The organism is Luteococcus peritonei (assembly GCF_039526385.1).
GTDB lineage: Bacteria > Actinomycetota > Actinomycetes > Propionibacteriales > Propionibacteriaceae > Luteococcus > Luteococcus peritonei.
Map to the genome: position 1 here is coordinate 1 of NZ_BAAAIX010000003.1, position 20505 is coordinate 20505.

Sequence of the window (20505 nt, forward strand, 5' to 3'; positions counted from 1 at the left end):
ACCGCCTCCGCTGCCTACTCATCGCCGGCGGCCTCGACACGTGACCCCCACCTCAAGTCCGAAGAGCCAGTTTGGCGGCGCGGCTCGAGGCTGCTAGTGTTTGTCCTCGCTGGGAGACCAGCAATGGCAGGTTGCCCGAGTGGCCAAAGGGAGCAGACTGTAAATCTGTCGGCGTACGCCTACCTAGGTTCGAACCCTAGACCTGCCACTCGAAAGCCCCGGATCTGATGATCCGGGGCTTTCGTGGTGTCGGGCCGGCGCGGCTCAGGCGAGCAGCCCGGCCGCGGCGATCTGCAGGGCATTGCCGAAGCTGGTCTCGCGCTCCTCGGCGCTCATGTCACCGGCGCCGTTGGTGAGATGGTCGCTGACGGTCAGCACGGTGAGCGCCTCGGCGTCCTCGGCCAACGCGCAGCCGAAGAGCGCCGCGGACTCCATCTCGACGCCCAGCGTCCCCAGCTTGTCCAGGCCGGCGACGATGTCGGGGCGGTCCAGGTAGAAGAAGTCGCTGGAGTAGACCGGGCCGACGTGCACCTGCACGCCCTCGGGGGCGGAGGCGCGGGCCTGGTCCACGGCTCCGCGCAGCATGTCGAAGCTGGCGGTCAGCGAGAGGTGCACGTCCGGCACCAGGATGGTCGAGATCGACGAATTGGTGTGGGCGGCGTTGGCGATGATGACATCGCGCACCTTGACCTTCGACGAGATGCCGCCGGTGGTGCCCACGCGGCAGATCCGGCGCACGCCGTAGAAGCGGAAGAGCTCGGTGGCGTACAGCGCCGTGGTGGGCACGCCCATCCCGGAGGCCATCACGCTCATCGGGGTGCCCTGGTGGCTGCCGGTGTAGATCTCGTTGCCGCGCACCTCGCTGACCAGGCGGGCGTCGTCCAGGAAGGTCTCGGCGATGCGGCGGGCGCGACGCGGGTCGCCGGGCATCAGCACCAGCTCGGCGATGTCGCCCTTCTCGCAACCGATGTGGGGAGTGGCCATGGTGGTTCCTTTCGGCCGTGACGGGGATGGGGCCGGGGCCCCTGGCAGGCCCCAGACTACGGGTGTACGGCGGGCCGGGAGCCCCGATTGGCGCCGGGGCCCGGTGTCCTCTAGCATTGTGCGGGTCGCCCGGAGCAGCTTGTTGCCGAGCCGGACGGCGCCGAAGGACTGGATTTGAAGTGAGCTCGCTCACCATGTAAGTTAGCTCCTCGGCAAGCCCCTATAGCTCAGTAGGTAGAGCGTCTCCATGGTAAGGAGAAGGTCAGCGGTTCGATTCCGCTTGGGGGCTCTGATTGTTCCTGGGCCTGCCGTCAACCCAAACGGTTTCGGGTCACCGAAGCGGCCCGGAGACAATATGGCGGGGTAGCTCAGGGGTAGAGCAAGCGGCTCATAATCGCTGTGTCGCGGGTTCGATTCCCGCCTCCGCTACCAGCACGGAAGACCTGCCGGCCGGCAGGTCTGCGCACACCAGCACATGAAGGACTGAAGATGGCCAAGAAGGGCGGGGACATTCGTCCCAAGATCACGCTTGCCTGCACCGAGTGCAAGGAGCGCAACTACATCACGAAGAAGAATCGTCGCAACGATCCTGATCGTCTGGAGCTGCAGAAGTTCTGCCCCAAGTGCAGCAAGCACACCGCTCACCGCGAGACCCGCTGAGCATCTGACTCTTCACGCAGGAGCCGTCACCCATGGGGTGGCGGCTCCTGCGTCGTTCCCGGTCCGGTGCCGATGGGCGGGTCAGCGACGCCCGGGGCGTCGGTTCGATAGCCTCGGCTGCATGCCGATCACCCCCGAGCACGTGGGCCGCAGCTACCCGCCCACCGAGCCCTATCGCGTCAGCCGCGCCAAGATCGCCGAGTTCGCCCAGGCCCTCGGCGGTCGTGACGGCGGCGACCCGAACCCGGCCTATGCCGGCTCCTCGCCGGTGGCGCCGCCCACCTTCGCCATGGTGATCGGGGCCCGCGCCTGGCAGGCCCTGTTCGACGATCCGGAGCTCGACCTGGCCCTGATGCGGACCATGCACGCCGACCAGCGCTTCGACTGGGCACGACCGATGCGCGAGGGCGACGACGTCGTGGCGCGGCTGACGATCGAGAAGGTCCGCAGCCGCGGCGCCACCGACATGGTCACCGTCGCGGTCCGGATGCAGACCGTCGACGGCGAGGACCTGTGCATCGCCACCAGCCAGCTGATCCACACCCGGGAGGACGCATGAGCTTCGACCCCGCCGCGGTCGCCGTCGGCGACCAGCTGCCAGGCCTCGAGGTGCGCCTGGGGCGCCCCGAGGTGGTGCGCTACTCCGGCGCCTCCACCGACCTGAACCCGATCCACTTCAGCGACCGCCACGCCCGGGCCATCGGCCTGCCGGGTGTGGTGGCCCACGGGATGTGGACCATGGGCACCGCGCTGCGTGTGGTCACCGACTGGTGCAGCGATCCCGGCCTGGTGCAGAGCTACTTCGTCCGGTTCACCCGGCCGCTGCAGGTGCCGGACGACGACGAGGGCCTGCTGGTCCGCTTCGGCGGCACGGTCACCCAGGTGGCCGACGGGGTGGCCACCGTGCAGCTGGAGGCCACCAGCGGCGACGAGAAGGTACTGGGCGCCGCCCGTGCCGAGGTGTGGTTGGAGGAGGCACGATGACCATCCCGATCGGGGGATTCTCCCTGGACGACGACACCGGCTGCGACATCACCCATGTCCCCGGGCCGGATCACCAGCCCGAGAGGGGCAGCGACAGTCCGGTGCTGGCCGAGCACACCACCTTCCGGCTCGGCGGGCCTGCGCGTCGCCTGGTGGTCGCCACCTCCGAGCAGGAGCTGCTGGCCGCAGTGCGCGAGGCCGACGCCGCCGGTGAAACGCTGTTGGTGCTCTCGGGAGGTTCCAACCTGCTGGTGGCCGACGAGGGCTTCGAGGGAACGGTGGTCAAGGTCGCCACCCGCGGCATCCGCGCCGACGTCTCCGGCTGCGGGGGAGCGGTGGTCACGGTGGCCGCCGGCGAGCCCTGGGACGACTTCGTGGCCTACACCCTGGAGCAGGACTGGTCCGGCCTGGAGACGCTCTCCGGGATCCCGGGCCTGGTCGGCTCCACCCCGATCCAGAACGTCGGGGCCTATGGCAGCGATGTCTCCCAGGTGGTCTACCGGGTGCGGACCCTGGACCGGGTCACCGGCGAGTACCGCACCTTCACCGCGGGCGAGTGCGACTTCTCCTACCGTGACTCAGTCTTCAAGCGCACCCGGATGCCGCAGGGCGGGCCGACCGGCCGCTACGTGGTGCTCGAGGTGGTCTTCCAGCTCGAGCTGGCCTCCCGCAGCATCCCGATCCGCTATGCCGAGCTGGCGCGGCGTCTCGGTGTCGAGGTGGGGGAGCGCAGCACCATCCACGCGGTCCGTGAGGCCGTTCTGGAGCTGCGCCGCGGCAAGGGCATGGTCAGCGATCCCACCGACCACGACACCTGGAGCGCGGGCAGCTTCTTCACCAATCCGGTGCTCACCCCCGAGCAGGCCCAGCTGCTGCCCCCCGAGGCGCCGCGCTTCGACGCCGGCGGCGGGATGGTGAAGTCCTCGGCCGCCTGGTTGATCGATCATGCCGGCTTCGCCAAGGGCTTCGGCCAGGGGCCGGCCAGGCTCTCGACCAAGCACACGCTGGCGCTGACCAACCGGGGCGGGGCCAGGACCGCCGACGTCGTGGAGCTGGCCCGCAGGGTGCGCGACGGGGTCGAGCAGGCCTATGGAGTCGTCCTGGAGGCCGAGCCGGTGCTGGTGGGCTGCTCGCTCTGAAGAAGTTGAGCGAAGTTGAGGATCTGCTGTCTGGGCAGCGCAGGATGCACGCTCACCAATGGCCAGTCAGGGCTTCCGCGGCCGCTTCGGATGTCCTTGTTGGCGCCCGCTTGTCGTAACCTCGAAGGCACGCGAAGATCTCGCGCGTCCGGACGGGACGGCCAGCGTGCCGCCCCCGGGCAGTGACTCGGGGAGCAACATGCACACCAGGACCAGCCCTGACGCGGAGCTGCAGACCGTCGACGTCGACGGGATCCCGCTGCACGTGCTGACCCAGCAGGAGACCGTCCAGCAGGTGATGCACGAACTGGACCAGGGCCGCGGTGGCCTGCTGCTCACCGCGAACGTGGACATCATGTACCGGCTGCGGATGCCCAGGCATCGCGACGTGCTGGATGGCTCCACCCTGATCGTCGCGGACGGCATGCCGGTGGTCTGGGCCTCCCGCCTGCAGGGAACCCCGCTTCCGGAGCGGGTGACCGGCGCGGACCTGGTCTGGGACCTGTCGCGCGAGGCCGCCCGGCGCGGGCGGACCGTCTTCCTGCTGGGCGCCGCTCCCGGGGTCGCCGAGCGAGCCGGCGTGGAGTTCGAGCGCCAGTTCCCCGGTCTGGAGGTGGTGGGTCACGACGCCCCGCCGAAGGGCTTCGAGCAGGACCCGGCCTACATGGCCGACCTGGTGGCCCGGATGCAGCAGCTCTCGCCCGACCTGTGCTACGTCGCCCTGGGCTTCCCCAAGCAGGAGCGGGTGGCGCTCATGCTGCGTGAGTCGTTGCCCAAGACCTGGTTCATGGGCTGCGGTGCGGCCCTCGACATGGCGGCCGGCGAGGTCAGGCGGGCGCACCCCAAGCTGCAGGACCTGGGTGCCGAGTGGGCCTTCCGCCTGCTGCAGGAGCCGCGTCGCCTGGGCCGGCGCTACCTGCTCGACGACATCCCCTATGCCGTCTCGCTGGTGGGACGCGCCGGGCTGAAGCGGCTGCGCGCCGCGCGCGGCTAGGCCCGGTTCGACTCCCCGGGCGAAAGCGCCTATACTTTTCATCTTGGTGGCACCTTCGGGGCCATCGAAGGGCAATAGCTCAATTGGCAGAGCAGCGGTCTCCAAAACCGCAGGTTGGGGGTTCAAGTCCCTCTTGCCCTGCGAAGCAGGTTCACACCTGCCGACCAGTCCAGGCCCGCCAGGGTCAGCCAGTCGATCCCGACCGGATCACCGACACGAGCCGAGAGGCGCGAACGAAGGAATACCGTGGCCGACGAGCAGACCCCCATGTCGCATGATGACGCGGTGGACCCGTCGGAGCCCGACTTCGAGGTGGCTGATCACCGGCCCGAGCCCGAGGCCGACCCTGAGGTGGTTGCTGACCAGGCCCGTCGCTCGCGTCCCCGTCGCCGCACTGCCGTGCCGGCCCAGGACCAGCCCGCGGACGAGCAGCCGGCCGCCGAGCGCGGAGAGGGTGGCGGTGCCACCGCGGCCCGGCCCGTGATGCCTCGTCCGGTGCGCCGGACGCGACCTCTCGACGAGCAGGCAGCCCCCGAGAGCACGGGCGAGGCCGACGAGCCCGAAGACCACACCGGTTCCGCGGCCGCACTGCAGCAGGTGCGCCCGGTGCGTCGTTCCACCGAGGTGGAGGCCGCGCCGGCCCGCTCGCGCGGTGGCCGCCAGCAGGCGACCACCTCTGGCAAGACCCGGCGCACCACCCCCGCAGCCTTCGTGGGGCAGTCCGCCGACGAGCTGCGCAAGGTGATCTGGCCCACCGGATCCCAGCTCAGCCAGTACTTCGTGGTGGTCCTCGCCTTCGTCCTGTTCATCGTCGCCTACGTGGGCGTGCTGGATCCGATCTTCGGTTGGGTCCTGCTGCAGGCCTTCGGCAAGTGACCCCGCCCCAACAACGGAGATTCCACGTGACCAACAATCCTGAGTTCGACGAGTCCGTCGACGAGACTCCCGAGGTCGAGATCGATCTGGGGCAGCTCGACGATGCCACCGAAGAGGCACCCGAGCAGGAGCTGAACCTCGACTTCGGTGAGGATGTCTCCGCCGAGGCCGACGACATCCAGCTCAACCTGGGCTTCGACGAGGAGGAGTCCGCCGACGAGCAGGCCGTCGCCGATCCCGACCAGGACGAGGCCCTGGAGGCCGCCCTGGAGGAGCTGCGCAGCGAGCTGCGCACCAAGTTCGGCGAGTGGTACGTGGTCCACACCTACTCCGGCATGGAGAACCGTGTGAAGCAGAACCTGGATGCGCGCGTCCAGACGCTGAACATGGAGGACTACATCTTCGAGACCGTCGTCCCCACCGAGACCGCGGTCGAGATCCGCAATGGTGCCCGCAAGACGGTCACCCGCACCGTCCTGCCGGGCTACGTGCTGGTCCGCATGGACCTGACCGACGAGTCCTGGGGCACCGTGCGCCACACGCCCTCGGTCACCGGTTTCGTGGGCCAGGGCCAGACCCCCGTGCCGCTGAGCCTGGACGAGGTCGAGAAGATGCTGACCCCCTCCGTCGTGGCCAAGGTGGCTGCCGAGCAGACCACCCCCAGCCCGAAGACCCGCAAGAAGGTGGAGGTCGTCGACTTCGAGGTCGGCGACTCCGTCCAGGTGGTCGACGGACCCTTCGCAGGCGTCCACGCCACCATCACCGAGATCAACGTGAACAGCCAGCGGCTCAAGGCCCTGGTCGAGATCCTGGGTCGCGAGACCCCGGTCGACCTGACCTTCCCGCAGATCGCCCGCATCTGAGCGGTCGGCGTCACGCGGCCGATCCGCCAGGTCGGCCACCGCAAGAACAGCGGCCGCACATCCCGTGCGACCCAGCCAAGGAAAAAGGACCCAACACATGCCTCCCAAGAAGAAGGTAGCGGCGCTCGTCAAGGTCGCCCTGCAGGCGGGTGCAGCCACTCCCGCACCGCCGGTCGGTACCGCTCTCGGCCCGCACGGCGTCAACATCATGGAATTCTGCAAGGCGTACAACGCCAAGACCGAATCCCAGCGCGGCAACATCATCCCCGTCGAGATCACCATCTACGAGGACCGCACGTTCACCTTCATCACGAAGACGCCCCCGGCGGCCGAGCTGATCAAGAAGGCTGCGGGCCTGTCCAAGGGCTCCGCCGTGCCGCACAAGGACAAGGTGGGCAAGCTCACCAAGGACCAGGTGCGCGAGATCGCCACGACCAAGCTCCCGGACCTCAACGCCAACGACGTCGAGGCCGCGATGAAGGTCGTCGAGGGCACCGCCCGCTCCATGGGCGTCACCGTCGAGTGACACCCCTCTCGTGACCTGCGGCCATGACGCAGCCACGAGACCCGCTCCGCACGGAGCACCTGGCAGGGCCGGCGCGGCCCGTACCAGAACCTGGTGGATCAGCCCACGAGGCTGACTGCAATACGAACGAAGGAACCAGACATGAAGCGCAGCAAGGCCTACCAGGCCGCCGCCGAGAAGCGTGACGAGAACGAGCTCTACTCCCCGGAGCAGGCCCTCGAGCTCGTCAAGACCGGCGCCTCGGCCAAGTTCGACGAGACGATCGATGTCGCCATGCGACTCGGCGTCGACCCCCGCAAGGCGGACCAGATGGTCCGCGGCACCGTCAACCTCCCCCACGGCACCGGCAAGACGGCAAGGGTCCTTGTCTTCGCCACGGGCCCGAACGCCGAGGCCGCCAAGGCCGCGGGCGCGGACGAGGTTGGCAACGACGACCTGATCGAGAAGGTGGCTGGCGGCTACCTGGACTTCGATGCAGTCGTGGCCACCCCGGACCTGATGGGCAAGGTCGGTCGCCTGGGCCGCGTGCTGGGCCCCCGCGGTCTGATGCCGAACCCCAAGACCGGCACCGTCACCATGGACGTGGCCAAGGCCGTCAGCGACATCAAGGGCGGCAAGATCGAGTTCCGCGTGGACCGCCACGCGAACCTCCACTTCCTGATCGGCAAGGCCTCCTTCGACGCCAAGCAGCTGCAGGAGAACTACTTCGCGGCCCTGGACGAGATCCTGCGTCTCAAGCCGAACGCCTCGAAGGGTCGCTACATCAAGAAGATCACGGTCTCCTCGACCATGGGCCCCGGCGTGGCCATCGACCCCGCCAAGGTCAAGCCCGCTGAGGCCTGATCCCCAGAGCTCCACGACGTATCCCCCGTCGGCCACCGGCCGGCGGGGGATTCGTGCGTCCTGGCCGGGCCTGGTCCCGGAAGGTGTCCGAGGTGCGCCGGCTGCGGGGGAGCGCGACCCCGGTCCTGCCGCTGTGACAGGGCCCGGGGGTGCGGGGGCCCGGCTGTCGGAACCGTCCGGGAATGCAGGAAGGCCCGGCCTCCCCCCGAGGGGAGCCGGGCCTTCTGCCGAGAAGGGATCAGGCGGGGCGCACGGCGGCGGTGAAGCCCATCGAACTCATCTTGACCTTCTTGACGTTCTGGCCGGTGCGCGGGGCGTGGATCACGTAGCCGTTGCCGACGTACATGCCCACGTGGCCGCCGCCGTAGAAGACGACGATGTCGCCGGGGCGCAGGCTGGACCTGCTGACCTTCTTCAGACCGCGCCACTGGGCGCCGGAGGTGCGGGGGATCTTCACGCCGGCGGCCTTCCAGGCAGCACCGGTCAGGCCGGAGCAGTCGTAGCTGGAGGGGCCGGTGGCGCCGTAGCGGTAGGGCTTGCCGATCTGCGCGTAGGCGAAGTTCACGGCCTTCTGCGCACGGCTGCTGGTGCTCTGGGCGGCGACGCGCTTCTTCACCTTCACGCCGGCGCCGACGCGCAGGGCGTGGCGGGTCTGGGGGCCGGTGTTGCCGGTGGTGGAGATCTTGCGGGAGGCCTGGTAGGCGCGAACGGCCTTGGTGGTCTGGCTGTCGTAGACGCCGGTGACCTTGACGCTGATGCGGACCTGCTTGAGGGCCTGCTGCAGGTTGCGCACCGCGGTGCCCTTGCTGCCGGGGACCAAGGTGGTCGGAACCTTCTTCGCGTAGGCCATCGAGCAGTACACATTGGGGGTGCTCGAGCAGACGGCTGCCTGGGCGGGGGTCGCCCCGGCGAGGCTGCCGGCGCCGACGGCCAGGGTGGCGGTGGCGGCGATGGCAGAGGTGCGGATCTTGGACATGGTCTCCCTTGAATGGTGCGCGGTCATCGAGTGGGTCGGTGACCGTTCGTCTTTCGCGGTACGTGGATGGCCCTTGCGGACCGACCTGAGGAACAGTACGTGGCTGAATGTTCTGGGACAACTCTCAGACTCCATTAAGACTTCTCAGCCGCCCACGCCAACTGTTTACGCCCAGCGGTGAACCGGGCTGAAAGCCCTTGTCTGCTTGGTTTCTTCGTTCGCGCTGAGGTGAACAACTGTGAAATTCATCACACATGATGGGCGGGCGTCCGAGTTGAGACTTCCCGGGCCGCCGTCGTCCGAGGTCCTCACCGGGCCCGTCGGGGCGGCAACTTTCTCAGGATCTCCGGGTCAGCGGGTCCGCTCGCTCGGGGGCGCGGGCGCCGGTGGTCCTCGCGCGCGTGTGTGCGGCGTCACAGGTGGTGCTGGGAGCCGAGCCGAGCCGCGCCGTCGGGTCAGAGGGGGAGTGGCCCGATTTGGTCGGGGCCCGTCGCTGGCCTAGAGTAGGAGGGCCGAAGACCGCTGGCAGCACAAAGTATCCGTCTCTTGACGGGTCGCCCGCGCAGGTGAACGCAGTACAACTCCCAGTTCCGGGGACCATGTCCGCATGGCTGTCGGATCCGGAAGTTGCCCCGCGCCACCTGGGCGACGGGGCTTTTTTGTTGCCCCGTGCCAGTGGGAAGGGCACCGGCGATCTGTCCCCGTGGCGGATCGCGAATCACAGGAAGTGGGAAGGAGACCCAATGGCGAGGCCAGACAAGGCAGCTGCGGTCAGTGAGCTGAAGGAGAAGTTCTCCAGCTCCGAGGCAGCCGTGCTGACCGAGTACCGCGGACTCACCGTGAGCGACCTGAAGGAACTGCGTCGGTCGCTCGGCGAGAACGCCACGTACGCCGTTGCGAAGAACACCCTGACCACGATCGCGGCCAAGGATGCCGGCATTGAGGGGCTCGACGAGCAGCTCACCGGTCCCACCGCCATCGCCTTCATCAACGGTGACGTTGCCACCGTTGCGAAGGGTCTGCGCGACTTCGCAAAGGCTAACCCCCTCCTGGTGATCAAGGGTGGTGTCATGGACGGAAAGGTCCTTGACGCCAACGAGGTCAAGAAGCTTGCCGACCTCGAGTCCCGCGAGGTCCTCCTCGCGAAGATGGCCGGCGCGCTGCAGGGCAGCCTGCAGCAGGCCGTCTCCCTGTTCGCCGCTCCGCTCTCCCAGGCCGCTCGCGCCCTGGGTGCGCTGGAGTCGGCCGCTCAGGCCGATCCCTCGATCATCGCCGGCGCCGGTCAGGCGCCTGCGGCAGACCAGGACGCCGAGGAGCCCAGCTCCGAGGCACCCGCCGCTGATGCGGCAACCGATGCAGCTCCTGCTGCTGACCAGGCAGCGGCCGCTGCCGATGCTGATACCACCGACGCGGCTGACGCTGCATCTGACAAGTAAGGAAAGGACCAGTCATGGCCAAGCTCAGCACTGAAGAGCTCCTTGATGCCTTCAAGGAGATGACCCTGATCGAGCTCAGCGAGTTCGTCAAGCAGTTCGAGGATGCCTTCGGCGTCACCGCTGCCGCCCCCGTCGCCGTTGCCGCCGCTCCCGCGGCCGGTGGCGCCGCTGGTGGCGACGACTCCGCCGCCGACGAGGGCTCCGACGAGGTCGACGTGATCCTCGAGTCCGCCGGCGACAAGAAGATCCAGGTCATCAAGGAGGTGCGCGCGCTCACCAGCCTGGGCCTCAAGGAGGCCAAGGACCTCGTCGAGGGTGCGCCGAAGCCCGTCCTGGAGAAGGTTGCCAAGGACGCCGCCGCCAAGGCCAAGGAGCAGCTCGAGGCTGCCGGCGCCACCGTCACCGTCAAGTGACGACATCCCCTGCGGGGGAGCGCTGAAGAACCACCGACGGGGTGGCCGGGAGACCGGCCACCCCGTCGTCGTCCATCCGGACCCGACCTGTCGCGCTGGTCCGGACGCGCCGGGGCGGGGATCTTGGAGCCTCCCGGTACGAGGGGTAGAGTTGGTCGAACTCGGGCAGGCTGCCGGGCGCAACGGGGCGCCGGGGCGGCAGAAGGGTCCGCGGCACCGCCGTGCACCCGTATTGATTTATTGCTGAAGAACGCGTATCGTGGCTTTTTGCCCCATCGCCAAACTGTCGACCCGTGGCTTGACACGGGCCGTTCTGCATGCAAAGAACCCTTTCCGAGTTCTTGGAAGGACCAATATCTTGGCCGCCTCGCGCACTGCGTCGAAGAACACCAACGTCGTCTCCTCCAGCGGACGAATCTCCTTCGCGAAGATCCACGAACCGCTCGAAGTTCCCAACCTGCTCGACCTCCAGACGAAGTCCTTCGACTGGCTGATCGGCAACGAGGCCTGGCGCGCGAGCGTCGACGAGGCCCTCGCCGCCGGCCGCACCGATGTCAACACCAAGTCCGGGCTGGAGGAGATCTTCGAGGAGATCTCCCCGATCGAGGACTTCTCCGAGACCATGTCGCTGAGCTTCCGCGACCACCGTTTCGAGAGCCCCAAGTACTCCGTCGACGAGTGCAAGGACCGCGACGTCACCTACGCCGCCCCGCTGTTCGTCACCGCCGAGTTCATGAACAACGACACCGGCGAGATCAAGAGCCAGACGGTCTTCATCGGCGACTTCCCGCTGATGACCGACAAGGGCACCTTCATCATCAACGGCACCGAGCGCGTCGTCGTCTCGCAGCTGGTCCGTTCGCCCGGCGTCTACTTCGAGCAGACCCCGGACAAGACGTCCGACAAGGACATCTTCACGTGCAAGATCATCCCCTCGCGCGGTGCCTGGCTGGAGTTCGAGGTGGACAAGCGCGACATGGTGGGCGTCCGCCTGGACCGCAAGCGCAAGCAGAACGTCACCGTGCTGCTCAAGGCCCTGGGCTGGACCGACGAGCGCATCCTCGAGGAGTTCAGCGAGTACGAGTCGATCCGCCAGACCCTGGAGAAGGACCACGTCTCCACCCAGGACGAGGCGCTGCTGGACATCTACCGCAAGCTGCGTCCGGGCGAGCCGCCGGCCCGTGACGCCGCCGAGGCGCTGCTGAAGAACTACTACTTCAACCCGAAGCGCTATGACCTGGCCAAGGTTGGTCGCTACAAGATCAACAAGAAGCTGGGCCTGGGCCTGCCCTTCGACCAGCAGGTGCTGACCGTCGACGACATCGTCGCCGCCATCCACTACGTGGTCGCGCTGCACGAGGGCAAGACCGAGATCGAGCGCGACGGCGCCCAGGTGATCGTCGAAGAGGATGACATCGACCACTTCGGCAACCGTCGCCTGCGCACGGTCGGCGAGCTGATCCAGAACCAGCTGCGCACCGGCCTGGGTCGCATGGAGCGCGTGGTGCGCGACCGGATGACCACCCAGGACATCGAGGCCATCACCCCGCAGACCCTGATCAACATCCGTCCGGTGACCGCCGCGCTGAAGGAGTTCTTCGGAACCTCCCAGCTCAGCCAGTTCATGGACCAAAACAACCCCCTGGCCGGCCTGACGCACAAGCGTCGTCTGTCCGCGCTGGGCCCCGGTGGTCTGTCCCGTGACCGCGCCGGCATGGAGGTCCGTGACGTCCACCCCTCGCACTACGGCCGCATGTGCCCCATCGAGACCCCTGAAGGCCCGAACATCGGCCTGATCGGATCGCTGGCCTCCTTCGCCCGGGTGAACGCCTTCGGCTTCATCGAGACGCCCTACCGCAAGGTCGTCGACGGTCACGTGACCGACCAGATCGACTACCTGACGGCCGACGAGGAGGACCGTTACGTCATCGCCCAGGCCAATGCCGAGGTGGACGAGAACGGCCAGTTCACCGAGGACCGTGTCCTGGTGCGCATCAAGCACGGCGACGTGGACACCGTCCCGCGCACCGACGTCGAGTACATGGACGTCTCGCCGCGCCAGATGGTCTCCGTGGCCACCGCGCTGATCCCCTTCCTGGAGCACGACGACGCCTCGCGAGCCCTGATGGGCGCCAACATGCAGCGCCAGGCCGTGCCGCTGCTGCGCAACGAGGCCCCCTTCGTCGGCACCGGCATGGAGTACCGCTCGGCCATCGACGTCGGCGACGTGACCGTCGCCGCGAAGGCCGGCGTGGTGATGAATGTCTCCGCGGACCTGATCGACGTGGCCTGCGACGACGGCACCTACCAGACCTACAAGCTGCAGAAGTTCAAGCGCTCCAATGCCGGCACCTGTATCAACCAGCGCCCGCTGGTCACCCAGGGGCAGCGTGTCGAGGTCGGCACCCCGCTGGCCGACGGTCCCTGCACCGACGGTGGCGAGATGGCCCTGGGCCGCAACCTGCTCGTCGCCTTCATGAGCTGGGAGGGCCACAACTACGAGGACGCGATCATCCTCTCGCAGCGCCTGGTCCAGGACGACGTCCTCACCTCGATCCACATCGAGGAGCACGAGGTCGACGCGCGTGACACCAAGCTCGGCCCCGAGGAGATCACCCGGGACATCCCGAACGTCTCCGAGGAGATGCTGGCCAACCTGGACGAGCGCGGCATCATCCGGATCGGCGCCGAGGTCGGCACCGGCGACATCCTGGTGGGCAAGGTCACCCCGAAGGGCGAGACCGAGCTGACCCCCGAGGAGCGCCTGCTGCGCGCCATCTTCGGCGAGAAGGCCCGCGAGGTGCGCGACACCTCGATGAAGGTGCCCCACGGCGAGACCGGCGTGGTCATCGGCGTGCGCGTCTTCGACCGCGAGGAGGGCGACGAGCTGCCTCCGGGCGTCAACCAGCTGGTCCGCGTCTACGTGGCCCAGAAGCGCAAGATCTCCAATGGTGACAAGCTCGCCGGCCGTCACGGCAACAAGGGCGTCATCTCGAAGATCCTGCCGGTGGAGGACATGCCCTTCCTGGAGGACGGCACCCCCGTCGACATCGTCCTGAACCCGATGGGCGTGCCCTCGCGCATGAACGTCGGCCAGGTGCTCGAGAACCACCTCGGCTGGATCGCCAAGACCGGTTGGGACATCGAGGGCATCGAGGGCGAGTGGGCCGAGCGCCTGCGCGACGTCGGCCTGGGCCATGTGGACGGCGACGCCCGCCTGGCCACCCCGGTCTTCGACGGCGCCAACGAGGCGGAGATCTCCGGCCTGCTGGCCAATGGCATCCCGACCCGCGACGGCGACCGGCTGGTCGACGCCGATGGCAAGGCCCGCCTGTTCGACGGCCGCTCCGGCGAGCCGTACCCGGAGAAGGTCGGCGTGGGCTACATGTACATGCTCAAGCTGCACCACCTGGTGGACGACAAGATCCACGCCCGTTCCACCGGCCCGTACTCGATGATCACCCAGCAGCCGCTGGGCGGCAAGGCGCAGTTCGGTGGCCAGCGCTTCGGTGAGATGGAGGTGTGGGCCATGGAGGCGTACGGCGCCGCCTGGGCCCTGCAGGAGCTGCTGACCATCAAGTCCGATGACGTCCCCGGCCGCGTGAAGGTCTACGAGGCCATCGTCAAGGGCGAGAACATCCCGGAGCCCGGCATCCCGGAGTCGTTCAAGGTCCTGGTCAAGGAGATGAAGTCGCTGTGCCTGAACGTGGAGGTCCTCTCCAGTGACGGCACCGTGGTCGAGCTCCGCGACAGCGAGGACGACTACCGCTCCGCCGAGGAGTTCGGCATCGACCTCTCCCGTCGTCCCGGCAGCGACTCGTTCGCCGTCGTCGACGAAGTCTGAGTCCACCTCAGTCCCTTGGTGCGCCCCCCGGTTCCGGCCGGGGGAGCGCGCCACCCGAACTCAGACATCGCATCAAGGCACCTGCGCCACAAGGCAGGGGAAAGAGAACCAACGTGCTGGACGTGAACTTCTACGACGAGCTGCGGATCGGTCTGGCCACCGCCGACCAGATCCGCGAGTGGTCGCACGGCGAGGTCAAGAAGCCCGAGACCATCAACTACCGCACCCTGAAGCCGGAGCGTGACGGCCTCTTCTGCGAGAAGATCTTCGGCCCCACCCGTGACTGGGAGTGCAACTGCGGCAAGTACAAGCGCGTGCGCTTCAAGGGCATCATCTGCGAGCGCTGTGGCGTCGAGGTCACCCGCTCCAATGTGCGTCGCGAGCGGATGGGCCACATCGAGCTGGCCGCCCCCGTGACCCACATCTGGTACTTCAAGGGCGTCCCCTCGCGGCTGGGCTACCTGCTCGACATCGCCCCGAAGGACCTGGAGAAGGTCATCTACTTCGCGGCCTACATGATCACCCAGGTGGACGAGGACGCCCGTCACCGCGACCTGCCCTCCCTGGAGGCGAAGGTCGAGAACGAGCGCAAGCAGCTCGAGAAGCGCCGCGACGCCGACATCGAGGCCCGGATGGGCAAGCTCGAGGCCGACCTGTCCCAGCTCGAGTCCGAGGGCGCCTCGGCCGACGTGGTCAAGAAGGTCAAGGCCGGTGGCGAGAAGGAGCTCAAGCAGCTGCGTGACCGCAGCCAGCGCGAGCTGGACCGCCTGGACGCCGTGTGGAGCCGTTTCAAGAGCCTCAAGGTCCAGGACCTCGAGGGCGACGAGATCCTCTACCGCGAGATGAAGAACCGTTTCGGCAAGTACTTCGAGGGCTTCATGGGTGCCGAGGCGATCAAGCGTCGCCTGGCCACCTTCGACCTGCCCGCGGAGGCCGAGAACCTCAAGGAGACCATCCAGAACGGCAAGGGCCAGCGCAAGACCCGGGCCCTGAAGCGCCTCAAGGTCGTCTCCGCCTTCCTGGACACCCGCAACTCGCCGGCCGGCATGGTGCTGGACGCCGTCCCGGTCATCCCGCCGGACCTGCGGCCGATGGTGCAGCTCGACGGTGGCCGCTTCGCGACCTCTGACCTGAACGACCTGTACCGCCGCGTGATCAACCGCAACAACCGCCTCAAGCGCCTGCTCGACCTCGGTGCCCCCGAGATCATCGTGAACAACGAGAAGCGCATGCTGCAGGAGGCCGTCGACTCCCTGTTCGACAACGGTCGTCGCGGCCGTCCGGTCACCGGCCCGGGCAACCGCCCGCTGAAGTCCATCAGCGACATGCTGAAGGGCAAGCAGGGTCGTTTCCGCCAGAACCTGCTGGGCAAGCGCGTCGACTACTCCGGCCGGTCGGTCATCGTGGTGGGCCCGCAGCTCAAGCTGCACCAGTGCGGCCTGCCCAAGGCCATGGCCCTGGAGCTGTTCAAGCCCTTCGTGATGAAGCGCCTGGACGACCTGAACTACGCCCAGAACATCAAGAGCGCCAAGCGCATGGTCGAGCGCCAGCGCCCGCAGGTCTGGGACGTGCTGGAAGAGGTCATCAAGGAGCACCCGGTGCTGCTGAACCGCGCACCCACGCTGCACCGTCTGGGCATCCAGGCCTTCGAGCCCCAGCTGATCGAGGGCAAGGCGATCCAGCTGCACCCGCTGGTCTGCACCGCCTTCAATGCCGACTTCGACGGTGACCAGATGGCAGTCCACCTGCCGCTGTCCGCCGAGGCCCAGGCCGAGGCGCGCATCCTGATGCTGTCCACCAACAACATCCTGAAGCCCGCCGACGGCCGTCCGGTCACCCTGCCCACGCAGGACATGATCATCGGCATGTACTTCCTCACCCAGGAGCGTTCCGGCAAGGGCGAGGGCAGCGCCTTCTCCTCGATCGCCGAGGCGCTGATGGCCTTCGACCGCAAGGAGCTGCTGATCGGTGCGCCGATCAAGCTGCGCCTGTCCGGCATCGTGGCCCCCGAGGGCGCCACGGTGAACTCCGACGGCACCGTCACCCTGGGGACCACGCTGGGCCGCGCCATCTTCAACGAGGCGCTGCCGCTGGACTACGCCTACATCAACGAGACCGTGGGCAAGAAGCAGCTGGGCGCCATCGTGAACGACCTGGCCGAGCGCTACCCCAAGGTCCTGGTGGGCCAGACCCTGGACAACCTGAAGGACCTGGGCTTCTACTGGGCCAGCCGTTCCGGTGTGACCGTCTCGATCGGCGACGTGCAGACGCCGCCGAACAAGCCGGAGATCATCGCCGGCTACGACGCCAAGGCCGCCAAGATCGACAAGCTCTACGAGCGTGGCGCGGTGACCGAGGACGAGCGTCGCCAGGAGCTGATCCAGATCTGGACCGACGCGACGGCCGAGCTGACCGTGGCCATGGAGAAGAACTTCACCGAGACCAACCCCATCTACATGATGGTGGCCTCGGGTGCTCGAGGAAACATGACCCAGATGCGCCAGATCGCCGCCATGCGTGGCCTGGTGGCCAACCCGAAGGGCGAGATCATCGCCCGTCCCATCAAGTCGAACTTCCGTGAGGGCCTGTCGGTCCTGGAGTACTTCATCTCCACCCACGGTGGCCGCAAGGGACAGGCCGACACCGCTCTGCGCACCGCCGATTCGGGCTACCTGACCCGTCGTCTGGTGGACGTCAGCCAGGACGTGATCATCCGCGAGGAGGACTGCGGCACCGAGCGCGGCCTCACCAAGGAGATCGCCGAGACCGACGAGACCGGCGCGCTGCGCATCCTCGGCAACGTGGAGACCGCGGTCTACGCCCGTACCCTCGCCGTCGACGTGACCGACGACAAGGGCGCCGTGGTGGTGCCGGCCGGCACCGATCTGGGTGACCTGGAGATCGAGGCGATGGTCGCTGCCGGGATCTCGACGGTCAAGGTGCGCTCCGTGCTCACCTGTGAGGCCGCCACCGGCACCTGCGCCATGTGCTACGGCCGTTCGCTGGCCACCGGCAAGCTGGTTGACGTGGGCGAGGCCGTCGGCATCGTCGCGGCCCAGTCCATCGGCGAGCCCGGCACCCAGCTGACCATGCGTACCTTCCACACCGGTGGTGTGGCCGGTGACGACATCACCCAGGGTCTGCCCCGAGTGGTCGAGCTCTTCGAGGCCCGCCAGCCCAAGGGCAAGGCCCCGATCGCCGAGGCCGCCGGCCGCGTCACGATCGAGGAGGGTGACCGTTCCCGCAAGATCGTCATCACCCGTGATGACGGCCAGGAGGACCTGGAGTACCCGGTGCCGCGCCGTGCCCGTCTGGACTTCGAGGACGCCAACGGCGTCAAGCACTCGATCAAGGACGGCGACCACGTCGAGGCCGGCGAGCAGCTCACCGCGGGCACCATGGATCCCCAGGACGTGCTGCGCGTGCGCGGCGTCCGCAAGGTCCAGGAGCACCTGGTGGAGGAGGTCCAGCGGGTCTACGGCACGCAGGGCGCCCCGATCCACGACAAGCACATCGAGATCATCATCCGCCAGATGCTGCGTCGCGTGACCGTCATCGACTCCGGCGACACCACGATGATGCCCGGTGAGCTCGTGGACCGTCCCACCTACGAGGCCCAGAACCGCAAGGCGCTGGCCGAGGGTGCGAAGCCTGCTGAGGGTCGTCCGGTGCTGATGGGCATCACCAAGGCCTCGCTCGCCACCGAGTCCTGGCTGTCGGCGGCCTCCTTCCAGGAGACCACCAAGGTGCTGACCGATGCCGCGATCCACGGCAAGTCGGACTCGCTGCTGGGTCTGAAGGAGAACGTCATCCTGGGCAAGCTGATCCCGGCCGGCACCGGCCTGGAGCGCTATCGCAACATCCGGGTGGAGCCCACCGCGGAGGCGAAGGCCACGGCCTTCACCATGAGCTACGACCCGTTCGACTACGACTTCGGGTCGGGCACGGGCGCGGCGGTCCCGCTGGAGGATCTCGACTTCGGCGACATGCGCTGAGTCACCTGCTGCACCCGACGGGGGCGCGTCCACCAGGACGCGCCCCCGTCGGCATGTCCGCACTAGGCTTCCAGGGTGCACATCCTGTCGACCAATCTGGGCACCGCGCGGCCCAACCCGGCGCTGCGGCCCGAGTTCACCGGCCACCACAAGCAGCCGGTGGACCAGCTGGTGGTCTTCGACCCCGGCCCGCGTGGGGGAGAGCACGCCTCGGGCGTGGTCGGTGACTACATCGGGGACCTGGAGCACCACGGCGGCGACATGAAGGCCGTCTACGCGGTGGGGCGCGAGGAGCTCGACGCCTGGTCCGAGCGCCTGGGGAGCCCGCTCGCGAACGGCTGGATGGGGGAGAACCTCACCACGGCGGGCGTCGACCTGCCCTCGGCGGTGGTCGGCAGCCGCTGGGAGGTCGGCACCGCCCTGCTGCAGGTCAGCCTGGCCCGCATCCCCTGCCGTACCTTCCAGGCCGTCGCAGGCCGCGAGGGCTGGATCAAGGAGTTCACCCTGGCCGGGGGAGCGGGCACCTACCTGCGCGTGCTGCGCGGTGGCACCATCCGCCCCGGCGACGAGCTGCGCCTCGTGCACGTGCCCGAGCACGGGGTCACGGCCCGCGAGCTCTTCCGGGCCCGCACGCTGGAGCCCGGGCTGGCGGGCCATGTGCTGCGCGCCGCCGGGGACCTGGACGAGCACAACATCGAGATCCTTCGTTCCAGGGCAGGCTGAGGGGCGCTGGAGAGGGCTGTTGGGGAGCCCGGCCATTTTGACCCGCGGCGCGCCAGCGACTAGATTGGACCACTGTGCTCGATTGAATCGGGCCTTGTGCGTGCCCTGGCAGTGGGGTCCGGCTCCTAAACGTTGCGAGGAGAAGGACAACGGTGCGGAGTTCGCACTGCAGACAGCTGCGCCAGACGACGGATAACGGTGGTCCTCGACTGATCGCGCGGAAGCTGCAAAGCCAGGGTAAGACCATCCAGACAACGAAAGAGATACCAGCCGGTGCCTACCATCCAGCAGTTGGTCCGCAAGGGCCGCACTGACAAGGTCAGCAAGAACAAGACTCCCGCGCTCAAGGGTTCGCCCCAGCGTCGTGGCGTGTGCACTCGCGTGTACACCACCACCCCGAAGAAGCCGAACTCGGCGCTTCGCAAGGTTGCCCGTGTCCGCCTCTCCTCCGGGATCGAGGTGACCGCCTACATCCCCGGTGTCGGCCACAACCTGCAGGAGCACTCGATGGTGCTCGTCCGCGGCGGTCGTGTGAAGGACCTGCCCGGCGTCCGCTACAAGATCATCCGCGGCTCCCTCGACACCCAGGGTGTCAAGGGCCGCAAGCAGGCCCGTAGCCGCTACGGCGCCAAGAAGGAGAAGTAATGCCTCGCAAGGGACCGGCGCCCAAGCGCCCCGTCATGGTGGATCCGGTCTACGGCTCCCCGCTCGTCTCCCAGCTGGTCAGCAAGATCCTGCTGGACGGCAAGAAGACCACCGCCCAGGACATCGTCTACACCGCTCTCGAGGGCACCCGCGAGAAGACCGGCGTCGACCCGGTGCAGACCCTGAAGCGCGCGCTGGACAACATCAAGCCCTCGCTCGAGGTCAAGAGCCGTCGCGTCGGTGGCGCCACCTACCAGGTGCCGATCGAGGTCAAGCCGGCTCGCGCCACCACGCTGAGCATGCGCTGGCTGGTCAGCTTCTCCCGCGCCCGTCGTGAGAAGACCATGGCCGAGCGCCTGATGAACGAGATCCTGGACGCCTCGAACGGTCTGGGCGCCTCGGTCAAGAAGCGCGAGGACACGCACAAGATGGCCGAGGCCAACAAGGCCTTCGCCCACTACCGCTGGTGATCCTCAGCCCCGTCGCCGAGCAGTCGGCGGCGGGGCACCATCACGTCCGGGCCCGGGTAGACTCAGGTACCGGACGTCTTTTTACCCTCCTGTTCAAACCCATAGAAGATTTGAGGTTGAAGCCCTGTGGCCAT

At 67.9% G+C, this 20505-nt stretch carries 18 protein-coding genes and 4 tRNA genes; 20 read left to right on the plus strand and 2 right to left on the minus strand.

Annotated elements, in window-relative coordinates; genetic code table 11:
• The first annotated feature begins 125 nt into the window (after positions 1–125).
• Positions 126–208, plus strand: a tRNA-Tyr gene (locus ABD073_RS00975).
• Between the two features lie 56 nt (positions 209–264).
• Here ABD073_RS00975 and deoD read toward each other — a convergent pair.
• Positions 265–984 (minus strand): purine-nucleoside phosphorylase, encoded by a 720-nt coding sequence (deoD, locus tag ABD073_RS00980; protein WP_343871845.1) that lies wholly within the window; start codon positions 982–984, stop codon positions 265–267.
• A 216-nt stretch (positions 985–1200) separates the two neighbouring features.
• On the opposite strand from deoD, the gene ABD073_RS00985 reads away from it, so the two are divergent.
• From ABD073_RS00985 to rplA, 12 genes are all read left to right on the plus strand, one after another.
• Positions 1201–1273 (plus strand) — tRNA-Thr (locus tag ABD073_RS00985).
• Positions 1274–1341: 68 nt separating this feature from the next.
• Positions 1342–1416: transfer RNA gene (locus ABD073_RS00990), tRNA-Met, on the plus strand.
• A 57-nt stretch (positions 1417–1473) separates the two neighbouring features.
• On the plus strand, positions 1474–1644 hold the full coding sequence (gene rpmG / locus ABD073_RS00995; protein WP_343871846.1) for a 50S ribosomal protein L33: 171 nt from the start codon (positions 1474–1476) through the stop codon (positions 1642–1644).
• A 121-nt stretch (positions 1645–1765) separates the two neighbouring features.
• Complete coding sequence (locus ABD073_RS01000) at positions 1766–2203, plus strand: FAS1-like dehydratase domain-containing protein (RefSeq protein WP_343871847.1); 438 nt, start codon at positions 1766–1768, stop codon at positions 2201–2203.
• Positions 2200–2628 (plus strand): MaoC/PaaZ C-terminal domain-containing protein, encoded by a 429-nt coding sequence (locus tag ABD073_RS01005; RefSeq protein WP_343871848.1) that lies wholly within the window; start codon positions 2200–2202, stop codon positions 2626–2628. The genes ABD073_RS01000 and ABD073_RS01005 overlap by 4 nt, the downstream gene beginning before the upstream one ends.
• The gene (locus ABD073_RS01010) at positions 2625–3767 is read left to right on the plus strand and encodes a UDP-N-acetylmuramate dehydrogenase (RefSeq protein WP_343871849.1); all 1143 of its coding nucleotides are present in this window, start codon (positions 2625–2627) and stop codon (positions 3765–3767) included. The genes ABD073_RS01005 and ABD073_RS01010 overlap by 4 nt, the downstream gene beginning before the upstream one ends.
• Positions 3768–3966: 199 nt before the next feature.
• A complete protein-coding gene (locus tag ABD073_RS01015) occupies positions 3967–4761 on the plus strand; it encodes a WecB/TagA/CpsF family glycosyltransferase (RefSeq protein ID WP_343871850.1) in 795 nt (264 codons plus the stop codon).
• Between the two features lie 68 nt (positions 4762–4829).
• Positions 4830–4902, plus strand: a tRNA-Trp gene (locus tag ABD073_RS01020).
• Positions 4903–5028: 126 nt separating this feature from the next.
• Entirely contained in the window at positions 5029–5637 is a 609-nt protein-coding gene (gene secE, locus ABD073_RS01025) for a preprotein translocase subunit SecE (protein WP_343871851.1), read from the plus strand.
• Positions 5638–5663: 26 nt separating this feature from the next.
• Positions 5664–6500 carry a transcription termination/antitermination protein NusG gene (gene nusG, locus ABD073_RS01030; RefSeq protein WP_343871852.1) on the plus strand — a complete coding sequence of 279 codons (837 nt, stop codon included), beginning with the start codon at positions 5664–5666 and terminating at the stop codon, positions 6498–6500.
• A gap of 97 nt (positions 6501–6597) precedes the next feature.
• On the plus strand, positions 6598–7026 hold the full coding sequence (gene rplK, locus ABD073_RS01035; RefSeq protein WP_343871853.1) for a 50S ribosomal protein L11: 429 nt from the start codon (positions 6598–6600) through the stop codon (positions 7024–7026).
• A gap of 141 nt (positions 7027–7167) precedes the next feature.
• Positions 7168–7869: a 50S ribosomal protein L1 gene (gene rplA, locus ABD073_RS01040; protein ID WP_343871854.1), complete on the plus strand. Its 702-nt coding sequence runs from the start codon at positions 7168–7170 to the stop codon at positions 7867–7869.
• 238 nt (positions 7870–8107) lie between these two features.
• Here the strand turns inward: rplA and ABD073_RS01045 are convergent, their stop codons facing one another.
• On the minus strand, positions 8108–8845 hold the full coding sequence (locus ABD073_RS01045) for a C40 family peptidase (protein WP_343871855.1): 738 nt from the start codon (positions 8843–8845) through the stop codon (positions 8108–8110).
• A 743-nt stretch (positions 8846–9588) separates the two neighbouring features.
• Between ABD073_RS01045 and rplJ the strand changes: the two genes are divergently transcribed.
• From rplJ to rpsG, 7 genes are all read left to right on the plus strand, one after another.
• Complete coding sequence (gene rplJ, locus ABD073_RS01050; RefSeq protein ID WP_343871958.1) at positions 9589–10281, plus strand: 50S ribosomal protein L10; 693 nt, start codon at positions 9589–9591, stop codon at positions 10279–10281.
• Between the two features lie 14 nt (positions 10282–10295).
• Complete coding sequence (gene rplL, locus ABD073_RS01055; RefSeq protein ID WP_343871856.1) at positions 10296–10694, plus strand: 50S ribosomal protein L7/L12; 399 nt, start codon at positions 10296–10298, stop codon at positions 10692–10694.
• A gap of 358 nt (positions 10695–11052) precedes the next feature.
• Positions 11053–14538, plus strand: coding sequence for a DNA-directed RNA polymerase subunit beta (rpoB, locus tag ABD073_RS01060; RefSeq protein WP_343871857.1), 3486 nt, complete (start codon positions 11053–11055; stop codon positions 14536–14538).
• Positions 14539–14651: 113 nt separating this feature from the next.
• The gene (locus ABD073_RS01065) at positions 14652–18533 is read left to right on the plus strand and encodes a DNA-directed RNA polymerase subunit beta' (RefSeq protein ID WP_343871858.1); all 3882 of its coding nucleotides are present in this window, start codon (positions 14652–14654) and stop codon (positions 18531–18533) included.
• Between the two features lie 75 nt (positions 18534–18608).
• Positions 18609–19256 carry an MOSC domain-containing protein gene (locus ABD073_RS01070; protein WP_343871859.1) on the plus strand — a complete coding sequence of 216 codons (648 nt, stop codon included), beginning with the start codon at positions 18609–18611 and terminating at the stop codon, positions 19254–19256.
• A 273-nt stretch (positions 19257–19529) separates the two neighbouring features.
• Entirely contained in the window at positions 19530–19901 is a 372-nt protein-coding gene (rpsL, locus tag ABD073_RS01075; RefSeq protein WP_077340453.1) for a 30S ribosomal protein S12, read from the plus strand.
• The gene (gene rpsG, locus ABD073_RS01080; RefSeq protein ID WP_343871860.1) at positions 19901–20371 is read left to right on the plus strand and encodes a 30S ribosomal protein S7; all 471 of its coding nucleotides are present in this window, start codon (positions 19901–19903) and stop codon (positions 20369–20371) included. Before rpsL ends, rpsG begins: the two co-directional genes overlap by 1 nt.
• Positions 20372–20505: the final 134 nt, after the last annotated feature.